The organism is Siphonobacter sp. SORGH_AS_0500 (assembly GCF_031453245.1).
Classification (GTDB): domain Bacteria; phylum Bacteroidota; class Bacteroidia; order Cytophagales; family Spirosomataceae; genus Siphonobacter.
On the sequence record NZ_JAVIYT010000001.1, the window covers coordinates 3,210,751 to 3,225,807 of the forward strand.

Below are 15,057 nucleotides of genomic sequence, written 5' to 3' on the forward strand. Positions count from 1 at the left end.
TGTCAGCTGAGGATAAATGTAATTACTCTTGTAGAACGGGTTGAAGCTCTAATGACTTTTGAGGTAGCAACAAGCGGCGGCTTGATTGCCCTGGAAAACTTAGTCGCCAGCATGAGTTTACTAATGACCTGAGTATCGGTACGTTTAGTGCGTTCAGCCCCTGCATTCGTGTTTATTTTTAACCCCCAATTATCCAGAAATCCGACTACCTATTGCGGTAATAAATGTCCCTGGTAAAGTCTTTAAGGCAAGTATATTTTTTGTTTAGCAATTTAGATATTATTCTGATTTTAAAGGCTTTAGCTTTTCAATTCCCTGCATAAATCAGGTTAATTGATATTTATTAAAACCAGATTCAAAATTATTAGTTATTACCCTGTTAACAGATGGTAATAATTCGTTCGAATTTATTACGCTGTCATTACTAATCCTTTTTCATTTTCACTATAAACTTATCTGTTTCATGGTACATCTGTACAGAGGCATCCGCCAGTTGGGTGCCGTAGTGACACTTGCCGCTTTGGTTTCTCTGCAATCATGCATGGACCACCGGACTCCTCCGTCACCACTTCCCAACCAGATTTTCTATGGTTTAACTACCGACAACCAGTTACAGCAAATCAGCACGTTGTCACCCAATGCTCCGCTTCGCTCCTTCAAGGTGGCAGTGCCTGACGGTGAAAAAGTATTAGCTATTGACTTCCGTCCGGCAACGGGTCAATTATATGCAGTGACCAATGCCAGCAAGCTTTATACCATTAACCTCGCTTCGGACGGTTCAGCGGGAAGAGCCACGCTAGTAAAGGCTTTATCTACAGCCATTAACGGTACTGAAGTTGCTTTTGATTTCAATCCCACAGTAGACCGAATTCGCCTGGTTACTAATACCGGCCAGAACTTACGTTTACACCCTGAGACGGGTGATGTAGCGGCCATCGACGGTACTATTAACGGTGTTTCTGGAGCCACGATTACGGCTGCTGCTTATACCAACAGCCGTGCCGGAGTTACCACGACCACGCTGTATGACATTGATCCCGTAACCGACCGTTTGTATAAGCAGGACCCTCCGAACAATGGTACGCTTGTTCCCGTGGGTTCGCTGGGCTTAAACGTTGAAGCCGTGGGTGGTTTCGATATTTCTCCCGACAACTCGTTCACCTTGGCTTCCGTAAAAGTGGAGGGGAAATGGGAAATTGCCCAGGTGGATGTGGGCAATGGCAGCCTGAAAAAGCTGGGCGATCTGGACCGTGAATTACTCGGTATTGCTTTAGTACCCCAACCCGTAGCGTATTCTATCGATGCAGTTACCAACGAATTGCTGATTTTTGATCCTGCCAACGCCAGTGCCGTGACAACTAAAGCCATCACAGGTCTTCAAACGGGTGAACGTGTGCTGGGCATCGACTTCCGCCCAGCGACGGGCCAGTTATATGCTTTGGGTAGTAACAGCCGGATTTACGTAATCAATACGTCTTCTGGAGCCGCAGCTCCCGTAGGTTCTGGTGCGTTAAGTGTTGCCTTACAGGGAACGGATTTCGGTTTTGATTTCAACCCGGTAGCCGACCGCATTCGAATCATTAGTAACACGGGTCAGAATTTACGGGTTGAACCTTCTACGCTGGTAGCAACAGTTGATGGTACGATCAATCCTGGTACGCCTTCGGTAACGGCTTCTGCTTATACTAATAACTACGCTGGAGCTACCGCAACAACGTTGTACAACTTCGATACCAACACGGATATACTCTATCGTCAGGTTCCTCCTAATGATGGAACGCTGGTTCCTGTAGGTCCTTCTGGAGTGGACGCTTTAGGTAATAATGGGTTTGACATTGGGGGCACTACGGGTATGGCTTATGCCATTCTTCAGTCAGGAGGCAGCACGCTGCTTTACAAAGTTGATCTGACAACGGGTAAAGCTACGCAGGTTTCTGCTCCGCTAAAATCTGCCCGCGGCTTTGCCTTAGGACTTGGTTTTTAAGTTTTGTGTTTTTGATAGATAAAAAGGTACGGTGCATTTGGGCCGTACCTTTTTTGTTAGGCTAAAAACATAATAACTGCCTGCTTTTGAGTGGCAGCTTCGGCGTAAAAATCTTTCAGGTGATCGAATCCCCGAAGAAGGTAACTTTTCGCTTCTGGTGCTTCCCAGTTTCCAGGATAAATACCCAGATCATTCATTACTCCTGCATTATACCGATCCATCAGAATTTCATTCGTGATTAAACTTAACATCTGATGGGCCCGAATAACCTCTGTGCTCGTCAGGTAACGTGGGGCAACTGTTGCAGTCGGCAATGCTACTTCCAAGGATTTTCTACCTGTAATGACCGTAGTAAATGGCTCGGTTAAAGCTTCTTCAAAGGGCTTTCCTGTCATCAAAAACACAATTCCTTCCCAGGATTTTTTTATGCTCGTAAATTCTCCTTTTGTAAAAATGGTACTGGCATGATCCAGATCTTCTACTAATGGATTACGTTCACTAACTTTGCCATTAAGCTGATAATCTTTTAAACGTGCTTCACTGACGCGAAGCAAAAAGAGATTCATGCTCATAATAATAAGGTTACTAACCGATCAGATCAGATGAACTGATACGAGTGTTTGGGATTATTCTTTCATTAATGAATACAAACATAGCTCTATAACTTGTCAATCCGTCTACCGCTTTTTCCATGAGCGGTTTGGTAAAACACGGTTTCCTTAGCAAATTCGTTATTTGTTTTACCTAACATCAATAGACTATGAAACTTAAACAACTCCCTCTGCTGTTAAGTCTGGCGGCTAGTCCCTCGCTGATTCACGCTCAGGGCCCTAACGCTACTGTTAAGTCTGTACCTATGGAAGAAAATCCTCTTTTACAGGCGTTTAAAACTCCTTTTGAAACGCCCGCTTACGATAAAATCAAAGTAGAACACTTCATCCCAGCCATTCAGGAAGGCATGAAGCAAGGTCGGAAAGACATTGATATCATCATTTCTAACGCGGCAAAGCCCACTTTTCAGAACACTATCGTGGCTCTGGAAAATGCCGGAGAATTGCTAAGCCGCGTAACCCCCATTTTATTCCACTTGAACAGTGCGGAAACGACACCCGAAATCCAGAAAACGGTTCGTGAAGCTTCGCCACTGTTAACGGATTACAGCAATGATATTTCTCTGAATGATAAGCTTTTTGCCCGGGTGAAAGCCGTCTGGGATGAACGCGACAAGCTGAAACTCAACAAGGAAGATCAGATGTTGCTGGAGAAAACCTACAAGGGTTTTGCCCGCAGTGGTGCGAACCTTTCGGAAACCGACAAAAACAAGCTTCGCGAAATTAATAAGGAGTTATCGCAGTTATCCATCGAGTTTAACGAGCATAACCTCGCGGAAACGAATGAATACAGCCTTGTGGTAACCGACGAAAAACGTCTTTCTGGGTTGCCTGACTTCGTAAAAGAAGCCGCCAAAGCAACGGCGAAGAAGATGAATAAAGAAGGTTGGGTATTTACGCTTCAGGCTCCCAGCTACGGCCCGTTCATGCAATACGCCGACGACGCAGCTTTGCGGAAAGAACTTTGGTTAGCGTATAATAAACGCGGTTTTAAAGGCGACAAAAACGACAATCAGGAAATCATCCAGAAAATTGTAAAGCTGCGTTACGAAAAAGCCAAGCTTCTAGGCTATAAAACCTGGGCGGATTACGTGCTGGAAGAACGCATGGCAGAAAATCCGGCGAAGGTGATGGAGTTTGAGAAAAACCTGCTGAACTACGCCAAACCCGCAGCCGAACGGGAAATCAAGGAATTAACTGAATTTGCCAGAAAACAGGGATATGCTGAACCCGTTCTTCAACGTTGGGATGCGGGTTACTACGCGGAAAAACTGAAGAAAGAGAAGTACTCGATTAATGACGAATTACTGAAGCCTTACTTCAAACTTGAAAACGTTCTGGAGGGTCTGTTCACGCTGACGAATAAGTTGTACGGCCTGACTTTCAAGGAACGTAAAGATATTCCAACCTGGAATGAAGAAGTAAAAACCTATGAAATTCTGGACGACAAAGGCCAGTTATTAGCCATTTGGTACGGCGATTACTTCCCCCGCCCCGGCAAACGGGCTGGAGCTTGGAATTCGGGCACGCGTTCGCAGCATTTTGCCAATGGGAAAGACGTTCGTCCGCACGTATTGAACGTGTGTAACTTCACCCGTCCTACCGAAACGACGCCTTCCTTACTGACTTTCCGGGAAGTGGAAACACTTTTCCACGAATTCGGTCATGCCCTACACGCCATGAGCTCACACGTGAAGTATGACGCCCTGAGCGGAACCAGTGTCTCTTGGGATTTCGTTGAGTTACCCAGTCAGTTCATGGAGAATTTCTGCCTTGAGCCAGAAGTACTGAAACTCTTTGCCAAGCACTACCAAACGGGAGAAGTTATTCCGCAGGAATATATTGAGAAACTGAAAGCTTCTTCCAACTTCATGGCTGGCGTAGGTACCGCTCGTCAGATTAACCTCGGCCTGACCGACATGGCCTGGCACGGACAAGTTCCCAGTGGAAAAACGGTGGCACAGGTAGAAGCAGAAGTAGCTGCTCAGACGGAAGTATACCCAATTGTGGAAGGTACGGCCCTTAGTCCAGCGTTTGCTCACATTTTTGCGGGGGGGTATTCAGCCGGTTATTACTCGTACATGTGGAGTGAAGTACTGGATGCGGATGCTTTTGATCTCTTCAAACAGAAAGGTATTTTCAACAAACAAGTCGCTAAATCTTTCCGCGATAACATCTTATCGAAAGGAGGTACGGAAAAGCCCATGGAACTCTACAAACGTTTTCGGGGCCGCGAACCTCAACCCGATGCCATGTTACGCCGGGCTGGTTTAATTGCTCAATAAGATTAATTAAGTGCATAAAAAAAGCCGCTTTCTTGTCGCAAGAAAGCGGCTTTTTTTATGCACTTAATTAATACCACTTTTTTGTTGCCATTAGAATTGTTTTACCCATTGTACAAAACAAACTACATATAATTAATTGATAATAAGACAAATATCTTTAATACTACAGTAGCTATAAACATACAGAAAGAGTCAGTAAAATACTTTCTTTTCTTTCTTAGTATTATATACAATATGTAGATATCCACTTTACACTCATTAGATAAATATTTAAACCTTGGCTTATAAGCTTTACAAGTTATGAAATCAATTCTAAGATAAATCTTTTTTCAATTTTTGTATTCATTTTTATCACCCTATTTAATTCATGCAAATGATATTGTACAATGAAAGTATAAAAATCAATAATGCTCAGTAGGGTTACTAAATAATTATTAACTTGAGCCTTTACAATATATTGAATGTCCAAGTTAACAATTATTTAGTAACCATGGGATCATCCAATCAAGCTAACTTAGCATTTCTTTTATTAGAGGCTATAAGTAAATATTACCCAATCGGTCTACCCTTTTATAGAGATAGGTACATAGGCTATTCTAAACTTGAGCAGATTGTAGAGGAAAAAATCAATACACTTATAGATGGTCACAGTGGCCCCAAGGATTGGAACCTATTTAAGCACGCTATTCACAATGACTTCCCCCAATTCGAGCTTTTAGATCTATCTTATTATCAAGAGCCAAGTTTAAAAATGGCTTTAAAGTTTTATTCATCATCAAATAACAGAATATATCAAGATTCTTATATAAATATTTCTGTTTCTCTAATGTCTTCCTATTTTACTGTATTCATAACTGAAAGCTTTACTTCTGAAGCTGATTATAGATATACTGTTAATGAGGCACCTTTAGTAAATAATTATGGAAAGAAATCATTTGGGCCGTTTCATCGAGAAAATATTTCGGAGCTGGAGCACACATGGACATCTAAAATAATTAAAGATATTACTTATTATTATCCAAATTACAGTTTCGTTGATTATCGCTTTTTACAAAAATCAATTACAGGGGTTATCCCTTTTGGTACAGGATTAGATACAGTACTTGAGCCTATTAAATTTTCTTTTTACGATATCCTATTTGGCGATAATATTTTTTAATTAGTTTTTAGTTCGCTTATGATATTTTTTATAAAACAATTAACCTAATATATATTGACTACTAATTTATATAGTTAGCTACACAATTATTAACTTATATAAATAGCTTAATCGCTATAATAATCATGAATGATAAGTAAGGGTAGCTCAATATTTTACTTTATTCCTGAACAACCATCTAGGCTCTTACCTAAAGATAGCCATACATCGGTTTATATTATAATTTCATGAATTTTTAAAATTGACTTGCACACTCATTAAAACAAATTGCATATTGCCACCTCAACCATTATAAACTCATCCTAACCATGAATTTTTTACGATCTTCCACCATCCTTTTATTTATTTCAATCTTCACTTTAGTTAGTTGTTCAAAAGATAACAAAGATGCCTCTAATCCCATCAAAAAATCCGATCTGGTTAACAAAAATTGGGTAGGAAACAGCGTTGATGTAAAAGTAGACGGTAACACTTACTCGGTAGATGGTGATGCTGATGCCTCTTCTACGGGGATGCTATTAAAAGAAAATGGCGAGTATGTAGGTACTGACGAAAACGGCGATAAAGAAACAGGAAAATGGACTCTTACAGATAATATTTTAAAGGTTACTGTCGATAAAGAAGATATCAGTTTCAAAATTGTTAGCCTTGATGGACAAACTTTAAAGCTATTCTTAGGAGAAAAATTGGATATTTCTAAAAGTCCAGAAAAATATCTAGAACTTGATAATGAAAATTTTCTTGCTTATGTCTTAGGTTTCGCAGTTCTAGAAAAAAAGAATGTTGATCTTACCACTGTTAAGACAAAAGAAATGGACGTTATTCTGGGCCTTAAAGCTAAGTAGCTTATGCGTTGACCCTATCCTTCAGACGACTCGCCTACCCGCGAGTCGTTTGCTTTTTATAACCTATATCATTTTGTAAACGCATACTTTTTTATAGGTTTGAGTTATGGAGGAATTGAAGGCACTTTTGCAATCGGTATCCGATCTGTCCTACGCCGAGAAGGTAATGGCTTTTCTGGATCAATATTATAGCAATACGGACGTTCGCCCGTATCATAACTGGACGCATATCCAGCATATGTTTGACCTGTTCTCAACTCACCGCGAACATTTGCACCAGCCGGATATTGTTTTGCTGAGCATCGCCTTCCATGATGTTATCTACGAACCTCTTTACACGAATAATGAACTTCAGAGTGCCGAACGAGCTCAGGAATGGCTATCAAAAACGGATTTAAGTACGGAATCCATTCGTACCATTTATGAGTACATTCTTTCGACGAAGACGCACGCCAATCATACAGAAGACAGCGATCTGGATTTTTTGCTGGACTTTGATCTGGCGATTCTGGGAGAATCTCCCGAAGCCTATGATGCCTATGCCCAGAAAATAAGAACCGAATTTCAGGCTATCCCTGAGGCTATTTACGCCGATGGCCGTAAGAAAATTCTGAATGTATTTCTGGCCATGGCTAATATTTACAAGACGCATCTTTTTCAGGATCAGTACGAAACTCAGGCCAGAGCAAACATCCGTCGGGAAATTGAACGTTTGAATTAATTTTCGTTTGAACCTTTCCAACAAAATGCTCTGTTGACTTACTACATTAGTTCTTCTCTTGAAAATGGCAGATAATCAATTATACGATGTAATCATCATCGGCGGCGGCCCCATTGGTTTAGCCTGCGGCCTGCACGCCAAACAAAAAGGTCTGCGATACGTCATTCTGGAAAAAGGCTGTCTGGTTAATTCGATTTACAATTACCCAGCCAATATGACCTTCTTCTCCACCAGTGACCGCCTTGAAATCGGTGGCGTTCCCTTTGTTTCCAATAACGCCAAACCAACCCGGGCGGAAGCTCTGGAATATTATCGCCGTGTGGCGATGTCCAACCAACTGCATATCAAGTTATTTGAGAAAGTAGATGCGATTGAGGATCATACGCAAAGCATAGACGGCCTTGAAAATCGCCAGTACATCGTTCGAACTTCCAAAGGAACGTATCTTACTTCGAACGTAGTCATTGCGATTGGTTTTTATGACACACCTAACCTGATGCATATTCCGGGGGAAGACTTGCCCAAGGTAACGCATTACTATTCTGAGCCTCATTTTTATGCGGGAATGAAAGTACTGGTGGTCGGTGCGAATAATTCTTCGGTAGACGCCGCTCTGGAAACGTACCGCAAAGGAGCTGAGGTAACCATGGTCATTCGAGACGGTGAAATTGGTCGCCGGGTGAAGTATTGGGTAAAACCGGACATCGAAAACCGGATTGCGGAAGGTTCAATCAAAGCCTACTTCCATTCGAACCTGATGGAAATTAGAGAAACGGAAGTTGATATTCAAACACCCGATGGCCTCGTTACCATCCCCAATGACTTTGTAGTAGCAGCAACGGGTTATCAACCCAATTTCGATTTCCTCACCGGGTCTGGAATTACTTTGTCGGATGACGAAAAACGTTATCCCTCCTACGATCCCGAAAATCAGGAGAGTAATAAACCCGGCGTTTATCTGGCGGGTGTTGTTTGCGGCGGTATGGATACGCACGTCTGGTTCATCGAAAACTCCCGCATTCACGCCGAAAAGATCATCGAAAAAATCAGTGCCGATAGGCAATCATGAAGGAGAGAATCAATGTTGAAGGATGGAAGGAGTGAATAGGAATTTGATTTATCGTCTAGGCATTGTGGTAAAACGCAACTTAACTTTTGAGATTTAAATTATTTACTCATTCATTCCTTCGCTCATTCACTCCTTCAACATTGACTCCCTCCTTCTCTCATCCAAAATTAAAATCATGTCCGTTTCTAAAATGATCGACCATGCTTTACTGCACCCTACGCTTACGGATGCGGAACTGGAAGCAGGCTGTCGATTAGCGATTCAATATGATGTAGCTTCGGTGTGTATCAAGCCGTATGCGGTTAAAAAAGCCGCCGAATGGTTATCCGGCAGCAGCGTATTGGTCTGTACAGTCATTGGCTTTCCCCATGGCAGCCCTAGCACTCAGGTAAAAGTTGCCGAAACCATTCAAGCCTGCGAAGAAGGAGCTACGGAGATTGACATGGTCGTGAATATAGGCAAAGTATTAAGTGAAGACTGGGCGTACGTAAAGTCTGAAATTCAGGCCATTCAGGACGTTTGTGTCATTCACGGAGCCATTCTTAAAGTTATTTTCGAGAACGATTTCTTACCCCGCGATTCCTATAAAATTAAACTCTGCGAAATATGTACGGAAGTTGGAGTAGCCTTTGTGAAAACATCCACAGGGTTTGGATACGTTAAAAACTCAACGGGAGCGTTTGAATCACAAGGGGCTACCGAACACGATTTACGCCTCATGCTGGATCACATCGGCCCTACCGTTGCAGTTAAAGCTTCGGGTGGCATCCGTACGCTGGAGCAGGTCCTAAAACTCAAAGCAATGGGAGTCCAACGCATCGGTACCAGCTCGACGGAGTCAATTTTGAATGAGTGAAGGATAGAATGAAGGAATCATTTAAATCTCAAAAGATCAGTTGCGTTTTACCATAATGACTGAATGATAAATCAAATTCCTACAACTATTCACTCCTTCTCTCATTCACTCCTTCAACATTGCTCTCTCACTCAAACATTCAAAATTGATTTCCTCATTAAAAATTAAATTACCATGCTTGACCTCGGCTTTGTCTCGGCTATTTTGCCAGACTATAATCTTGAAAACGTATTAAAGTTTGCTTCTCAGCACGATTTTAAGTGCGTAGAACTGATGTGCTGGCCCAAGGATAACTCGGAAGCCCGCCGATACGCCGGAGTTACGCACATCGACGTGGATGAACTGGATACTCAGGCCGTGGCCTATATTCACAACCGGACGAAAGAGTACGGCGTATCTATTTCAGGCTTGGGTTATTATCCCAATCCCCTCGATCCTGATCCGGCGAAGGCGGAGTATTACCGCGAACACATCAAGAAAATCATCCGGGCGGCAGCTCAGTTGAAAGTGCCCGTGGTTAATACGTTTATTGGGCGGAATCCGAAGCTGACGGTTACTGAAAACTTAAAACTCTACGCCGAACACTGGCCCGCAATTGTGAAAGAAGCGGAAGAGCATAACATCAAAATCGGCATTGAAAACTGTCCGATGTGGTATACGGACGACGAATGGCCCGGGGGTAAAAACCTGGCGACTACGCCCGCGATCTGGAAGCGAATGTTTGAAATTATCCCCTCTCCGACGTTAGGTCTGAACTACGATCCCAGCCATTTAATCTGGCAGATGATGGATGAGATTCGTCCGATTTATGACTTCAAGGATCGCCTGCATCATATTCACCTGAAAGACGTAAAAGTGTATCGGGATAAGCTGAATGAAGTGGGGATTATGGCAAATCCATCCCTCTACCATTCACCCAAACTTCCCGGACTGGGAGATGTCAACTGGCGGGCTTTCTTCGCTGCTCTTACCGACGTTCGTTACCGTGGCCCCGTGGTCATTGAAGTGGAAGATAAAGCCTATGAAGGCAATCTTCGCGATGTACAGGCCGCCATTCTGACTTCCAGAAATTATGTGAAGCAATTTTTGGCGTAAGTATTTCTTCTATTCAACTTCCGAAAACTAAGTGTCTTGACTTAAGACTTTCAGGAGTCGGGGATACTACCGCTGCCAGCGAAAAAGCTGGCAGCGGTGTTTTAAACTAATAACTATCAACTACTCAAAACTTACTCCATTCCCTGTTTTAAAACCAAATACTCCGCCACTAGAGCCAGCGAATGAGCGGGGCACTCCCAGTTAATATGGCTTAATTTCCAGTGGGTTAACCAGCGGGTTTGCGGGTAATAATTCAGAATAGGGGCGATAGAAAAGTAATGATGCCGGGATTGTTCCAGTAGGGTCTCAAATGTCCAGTGGGCTGGAATTACCTCACCTGGATCTTCGCCTAGCCGTAAAAGCGTCGTCGCCAGCATGAGCTGATCCATGAACGTCTCGGATTTCCAGGCTTTCATATCCCGGATTAAAAGGGGCTTACAATCACTTAGCACTGGGACTTCGGCCAGTAATCGACCGACATGGTACATGATCAAGGGCGTCGTCGCATAATACGCTGAAACCTCCAGGGGTCGCTCCCGATAGTCACCCGAACGGATGCTGTACGCAATGAATTCCAGCACATTTTGATCGAATTCGTCCAGCGGTAACTGATTCCGAAAAACCCAGAGCATCACATTGGACAGGGTGCTGGCGTCAAAATCAATTGGCATTTTTTCCCCAAACCAGGTGGAGTAAATTTTTTGCTTCCGAAATGCCAAAGGCCCGGTTTTGGATAAGCCTTTGATCGTATTGGCATGAGCCCTTAACTTCGCTTTTAGCCACAGATGCTCTTCCTGCGAACGCGGCGTAATCAGGTAAATCATGACGGTATCATCCACATCATCAGGCAGTTTAAAATGCTGCGTCCGATGCATGATTCGACCGTTTGGGAAGTGATGGGAAGGCTGGGTCTGGTAAAAGTTATACGTCGCTAAACCGTGCTTATTCTGATAAAGGGGATACGTAGAAGCCGCCTTATCAGTAATGTCATCAACGATTTGCTGGCTCCGCCCCGACAAAGAAGAGCGGATTTCCTGAAGTGTAAAAACGGTAATGGCGGTAAAGAAAATATTGGAATCTTCCCGAAGGTAATTCAGTTCTTTTTTGAGACGCTGCGAAGGAAAAAGACCTGCCACATAAGTAGCGTCTCCCGTTGATTGTAGGACTGCAATTCGTTCAATAAGTGAATCAAGCATGGTTTTCATGTGAACACAAAGAACGGTTTTATACGTTAACTTTTCAGGAGTTCATCACGAAAAGTGCCCGTAAGGCGGGTCATTTTTTACCGCTGGACTAAATCATTCTTCCAATTATGAGCGGATTAACTCCATTTTTGTAACACATTTTCAAGAACAACTATCGAAAAATTTTACATCCATCATTCTAAATCTATATCCATGACACCCACGCGAAAAGGAAGTTTTGTTAGGAAAACCAAAGACATTACCATTGGCAGTACCATCGCTCTGGCTCTTCTAACGGGCTCGGTTGCCCTTCAGGGTTGCGGCGGCTCTAATGAGCAACAATACGAGGAAAAACGAGAAACCACGTTTAGTAAAGGCGTACGTACGTACATTACTGAAACAAGTCCGGGAGAATTCAAAATTACGGACGAAGTGTCCGTAGCGGCAGACAGCAGTCAGGCGATTGTCCGGTATTACGACGGGCACCGGGATACTTTAAATGCCCAGTCGGCCAAGGCTTTAATTGACCGGGAAGTAGTGAATAACCCTCAGTATCACGCCGGACATAGCGGCTTGGGTAGTGCCCTGCTTTGGGGGGGAATGGGTTATTTTCTAGCCAACTCACTCAACAACCGCCGCTATCAGCAATACTACGGCCGTCCCGATGAAGAACAGCAACGCTCGCGTTTTTACAGTAATAGCAGTGCCTTCCGCCGTTCCAACGATGTTCGTCAGGAAGTACAAAGCTCCCGCAGTACCAGAATCGTCAAAACCTCCCGTCCATCCAGTGGTCGCAGTGGTTTCTTCGGCGGAAGCCGCAGCCGGAGCTATGGAGGATGATTTAGTTTTCAGTTGTCAGTTTACTGTTTTCAGTTAAAATTCTGAGCCTCATAAAATTGACAACTGAAAATGGTAAACTGAAAACTAAAAATTCATGATCAAAATAAAAACGTTACCAACCTCCCCAGAAACGCAGCTTCGTCAGATTGGCTGGGACTGGATGCTTGGTTCCGATACCCTGCCTTACCTTACCCACGAACTAGTCAGCGTTAATCAGACCGAAGCTCAGGCTTATTATGACGCGGCGAATGATCTTTATGAAATGTTCGTCGAAGCCGGACAGGCCGTCATTGATCAGCATCGCTTTGCAGAACTCGGCATTCCCGAAAACCTGATTGATCTGGTGAAATTGTCCTGGAATGATGACCGTCATTTGCATCTGTACGGACGATTTGACCTGGCGGGTGGAATTAGTGGTTTACCCATTAAACTCATTGAATTTAACGCCGACACCGCTACCTGCATTCCTGAAACGGGCATTGTGCAGTGGGCCCATTTAAAGGCCAATGGTTTGGATGAAGCGGCTCAGTTTAATACCTTGTACGAATCGCTGGTTGAGAATTTCGAAATTCTTCGGAACCTCAACTCCGACCTTACGCCTACCCTATTGATCTCTTCCATGCGAGATACGCCCGAGGATGATGCGAACGTGCAGGTCATCGGAGAAGCCGCCCGCGAAGCCGGCTTTGACATTGAATATGCGTATGTAGACGAAGTGGAATTCTCCCCCAGCGAAGGGTTATTCCGCCAAAATCCTCAAAATGGTACGTTCGAGAAATTTGACTTCTGGTTCAAGCTCGTTCCCTGGGAATACATCGCCTGGGACGAGCCCGATTTGGCCGATCTATTAACTCAGATGGTAAAGAATCGGAAAACGGTGATTATTAACCCAGCTTATACTTTACTGTTTCAGTCGAAAGCAATCCTGAAAGTGTTATGGGAGCTTTACCCGAATCACCCTTTGTTATTACCCACCACTGATCAGGCTCCCACTGGAAAACCATCCGTTCGGAAAGTATTGTTTGGCCGCGAAGGAGCAAATGTTGAAATTCTGGATACAAACGGAGCCGTCTCCGAACAGGCGGAAGGTGAATACGGCGAGCAGGCGGTTATTTATCAGGAATATACCGAATTTCCCGCCGATGCTCAGGGGAATCGCTACCAGGCTGGCGTGTTTTTTGCCGGAGAAGGCTGCGGTCTAGGATTTAGAAGAGGCGGAAAAATTCTGGATAACTCGGCCCAGTTTTCCGGCCATTTGGTCGAATAATACTTTACAGTGACCGCTCTTTCGGATTTGCAATCCGAAAGCCATCTGCCGGGAATTTACAATCGCAATGATCACAGATCCTTGACAGAATGGTTCTGGATTACAAATCCCAAGCAGCAACATAAACCGCCTCTACCCAGACGCGATAAAGTCGCGTCTCTACACGAAAAGAGGTTCGTTTCACTCTTCAAACGAACCTCTTTTCATGTATAACTGAAAACGGCAAACCGTAGCGACGGCCGCCGAACACTAATTACTCATGTTTCATTTTGCTGTCCTTCTTGCAGCAGGCGGGTAATTTATCGTAGCCTTTCTGATCCGCAGGAACTGCGTTTGCGTCGTAACCCGTCTTTGTAATGGTTTCGATGATCTGAGCTTCGTCGGTCTTCTTACCATCGTAGGTTACGGTTACTACTTTGTCCTTCAAATCCAGGTTGGCATCTTTCACGCCTTTCGAAAATCCCAGATTTTTCTCGATTCGAGCTTTACACATGCCGCAAATGGCTGAAGTTTTAATTTTCACCGTTTTAGGCTCGTCCTTCGCCCAAACCATTCCGCTAAGGAGCAAACAGAAACTTAATACCAGAGATTTTACCATGATTTTTTGATTGGTTAGTAATGAAACAATAAAGGGAGTTTTAAAAGTTTAAAATGGGTTGAAAAAGTTTGATACGTTTGAGGTTGATAGTTAGATGAGGTTTGAGAAGTTTGAGGTTTGAAAATGTTTAGTCATTCAATATTTTCAAACCTCAAACAATCAAACCCTATTTAAACCCATCAATTAAGCAGCAACTGCCATATTTTCACATACTTCGGCACAGTATTGGCAAGCTTCGGCACAACGGGCACATACTTCATCGCCGTGAGTGGCGTGTTTTTCACATTCTGCCGCACAGGCTTTGCATACTTCCGCACACATTCGACACATATCCAAAGCAAAGTCTGAGTCACGGGCACACAAGCGAGCACAGGTGGTACAGACTTCCGCACAATCCCGGCATAACTGAATACACTTCGTACGATCCATTTCGTGCCCGGATTTGGTTACGCAATTGGTAACGCAGGCTTCACAGGTTTTTACGCAGGCCAGACAGGCCTCGATACAGGCTTCCATATTCATAGCAATCAAGGATTTGGTTGG

The 15,057-nt window shown here is 43.6% G+C and carries 14 protein-coding genes; 10 read left to right on the forward strand and 4 right to left on the reverse strand.

Going from position 1 to position 15,057, the window contains the following annotated elements; all coding sequences use genetic code 11:
• Positions 1-463: 463 nt before the first annotated feature.
• Entirely contained in the window at positions 464-1,984 is a 1,521-nt protein-coding gene (locus QE357_RS13750) for a DUF4394 domain-containing protein (RefSeq protein WP_307143442.1), read from the forward strand.
• A gap of 56 nt (positions 1,985-2,040) precedes the next feature.
• On the opposite strand, the gene QE357_RS13755 is transcribed toward QE357_RS13750, so the two are convergent.
• Complete coding sequence (locus tag QE357_RS13755) at positions 2,041-2,556, reverse strand: DUF1877 family protein (RefSeq protein WP_309708404.1); 516 nt, start codon at positions 2,554-2,556, stop codon at positions 2,041-2,043.
• A 188-nt stretch (positions 2,557-2,744) separates the two neighbouring features.
• Here QE357_RS13755 and QE357_RS13760 point away from each other — a divergent pair, with 188 nt between their 5' ends.
• From QE357_RS13760 to QE357_RS13790, 7 genes are all read left to right on the forward strand, one after another.
• Entirely contained in the window at positions 2,745-4,880 is a 2,136-nt protein-coding gene (locus tag QE357_RS13760; RefSeq protein WP_369804093.1) for a M3 family metallopeptidase, read from the forward strand.
• 490 nt (positions 4,881-5,370) lie between these two features.
• Entirely contained in the window at positions 5,371-6,039 is a 669-nt protein-coding gene (locus tag QE357_RS13765) for a hypothetical protein (RefSeq protein WP_309708407.1), read from the forward strand.
• A gap of 308 nt (positions 6,040-6,347) precedes the next feature.
• Complete coding sequence (locus tag QE357_RS13770; RefSeq protein ID WP_309708410.1) at positions 6,348-6,884, forward strand: hypothetical protein; 537 nt, start codon at positions 6,348-6,350, stop codon at positions 6,882-6,884.
• A gap of 106 nt (positions 6,885-6,990) precedes the next feature.
• Complete coding sequence (locus QE357_RS13775) at positions 6,991-7,605, forward strand: hypothetical protein (RefSeq protein WP_106635859.1); 615 nt, start codon at positions 6,991-6,993, stop codon at positions 7,603-7,605.
• Between the two features lie 64 nt (positions 7,606-7,669).
• On the forward strand, positions 7,670-8,674 hold the full coding sequence (locus QE357_RS13780) for a YpdA family putative bacillithiol disulfide reductase (protein WP_309708416.1): 1,005 nt from the start codon (positions 7,670-7,672) through the stop codon (positions 8,672-8,674).
• Positions 8,675-8,849: 175 nt separating this feature from the next.
• Complete coding sequence (gene deoC / locus QE357_RS13785; protein WP_106635858.1) at positions 8,850-9,530, forward strand: deoxyribose-phosphate aldolase; 681 nt, start codon at positions 8,850-8,852, stop codon at positions 9,528-9,530.
• A gap of 174 nt (positions 9,531-9,704) precedes the next feature.
• Complete coding sequence (locus QE357_RS13790) at positions 9,705-10,625, forward strand: sugar phosphate isomerase/epimerase family protein (protein WP_309708422.1); 921 nt, start codon at positions 9,705-9,707, stop codon at positions 10,623-10,625.
• A gap of 131 nt (positions 10,626-10,756) precedes the next feature.
• On the opposite strand, the gene QE357_RS13795 is transcribed toward QE357_RS13790, so the two are convergent.
• Positions 10,757-11,821, reverse strand: a complete 1,065-nt coding sequence (locus tag QE357_RS13795) for a hypothetical protein (RefSeq protein ID WP_309708425.1) — start codon at positions 11,819-11,821, stop codon at positions 10,757-10,759.
• Between the two features lie 201 nt (positions 11,822-12,022).
• On the opposite strand from QE357_RS13795, the gene QE357_RS13800 reads away from it, so the two are divergent.
• The gene (locus tag QE357_RS13800) at positions 12,023-12,649 is read left to right on the forward strand and encodes a hypothetical protein (RefSeq protein ID WP_309708428.1); all 627 of its coding nucleotides are present in this window, start codon (positions 12,023-12,025) and stop codon (positions 12,647-12,649) included.
• A gap of 94 nt (positions 12,650-12,743) precedes the next feature.
• On the forward strand, positions 12,744-13,916 hold the full coding sequence (locus QE357_RS13805; RefSeq protein ID WP_309708432.1) for a glutathionylspermidine synthase family protein: 1,173 nt from the start codon (positions 12,744-12,746) through the stop codon (positions 13,914-13,916).
• Between the two features lie 253 nt (positions 13,917-14,169).
• On the opposite strand, the gene QE357_RS13810 is transcribed toward QE357_RS13805, so the two are convergent.
• Both QE357_RS13810 and QE357_RS13815 read right to left on the reverse strand, forming a co-directional pair.
• Positions 14,170-14,514 (reverse strand): heavy-metal-associated domain-containing protein, encoded by a 345-nt coding sequence (locus tag QE357_RS13810; protein WP_106635854.1) that lies wholly within the window; start codon positions 14,512-14,514, stop codon positions 14,170-14,172.
• Between the two features lie 183 nt (positions 14,515-14,697).
• Entirely contained in the window at positions 14,698-15,036 is a 339-nt protein-coding gene (locus QE357_RS13815; RefSeq protein WP_307143453.1) for a four-helix bundle copper-binding protein, read from the reverse strand.
• Positions 15,037-15,057 lie beyond the last annotated feature (21 nt).

What these genes read in the sequence shown, in the direction of transcription:
- QE357_RS13760 (WP_369804093.1), top strand. Translation starts at nt 2,745, where the DNA reads ATGAAACTTAAACAACTCCCTCTGCTGTTAAGTCTGGCGGCTAGTCCC.
- QE357_RS13815 (WP_307143453.1), bottom strand. Translation starts at nt 15,036, where the DNA reads ATGAATATGGAAGCCTGTATCGAGGCCTGTCTGGCCTGCGTAAAAACC.
- QE357_RS13810 (WP_106635854.1), bottom strand. Translation starts at nt 14,514, where the DNA reads ATGGTAAAATCTCTGGTATTAAGTTTCTGTTTGCTCCTTAGCGGAATG.
- QE357_RS13765 (WP_309708407.1), top strand. Translation starts at nt 5,371, where the DNA reads ATGGGATCATCCAATCAAGCTAACTTAGCATTTCTTTTATTAGAGGCT.
- QE357_RS13805 (WP_309708432.1), top strand. Translation starts at nt 12,744, where the DNA reads ATGATCAAAATAAAAACGTTACCAACCTCCCCAGAAACGCAGCTTCGT.
- QE357_RS13780 (WP_309708416.1), top strand. Translation starts at nt 7,670, where the DNA reads ATGGCAGATAATCAATTATACGATGTAATCATCATCGGCGGCGGCCCC.
- QE357_RS13775 (WP_106635859.1), top strand. Translation starts at nt 6,991, where the DNA reads ATGGAGGAATTGAAGGCACTTTTGCAATCGGTATCCGATCTGTCCTAC.
- QE357_RS13750 (WP_307143442.1), top strand. Translation starts at nt 464, where the DNA reads ATGGTACATCTGTACAGAGGCATCCGCCAGTTGGGTGCCGTAGTGACA.
- QE357_RS13800 (WP_309708428.1), top strand. Translation starts at nt 12,023, where the DNA reads ATGACACCCACGCGAAAAGGAAGTTTTGTTAGGAAAACCAAAGACATT.
- QE357_RS13755 (WP_309708404.1), bottom strand. Translation starts at nt 2,556, where the DNA reads ATGAGCATGAATCTCTTTTTGCTTCGCGTCAGTGAAGCACGTTTAAAA.
- deoC (WP_106635858.1), top strand. Translation starts at nt 8,850, where the DNA reads ATGTCCGTTTCTAAAATGATCGACCATGCTTTACTGCACCCTACGCTT.
- QE357_RS13790 (WP_309708422.1), top strand. Translation starts at nt 9,705, where the DNA reads ATGCTTGACCTCGGCTTTGTCTCGGCTATTTTGCCAGACTATAATCTT.
- QE357_RS13795 (WP_309708425.1), bottom strand. Translation starts at nt 11,821, where the DNA reads ATGCTTGATTCACTTATTGAACGAATTGCAGTCCTACAATCAACGGGA.
- QE357_RS13770 (WP_309708410.1), top strand. Translation starts at nt 6,348, where the DNA reads ATGAATTTTTTACGATCTTCCACCATCCTTTTATTTATTTCAATCTTC.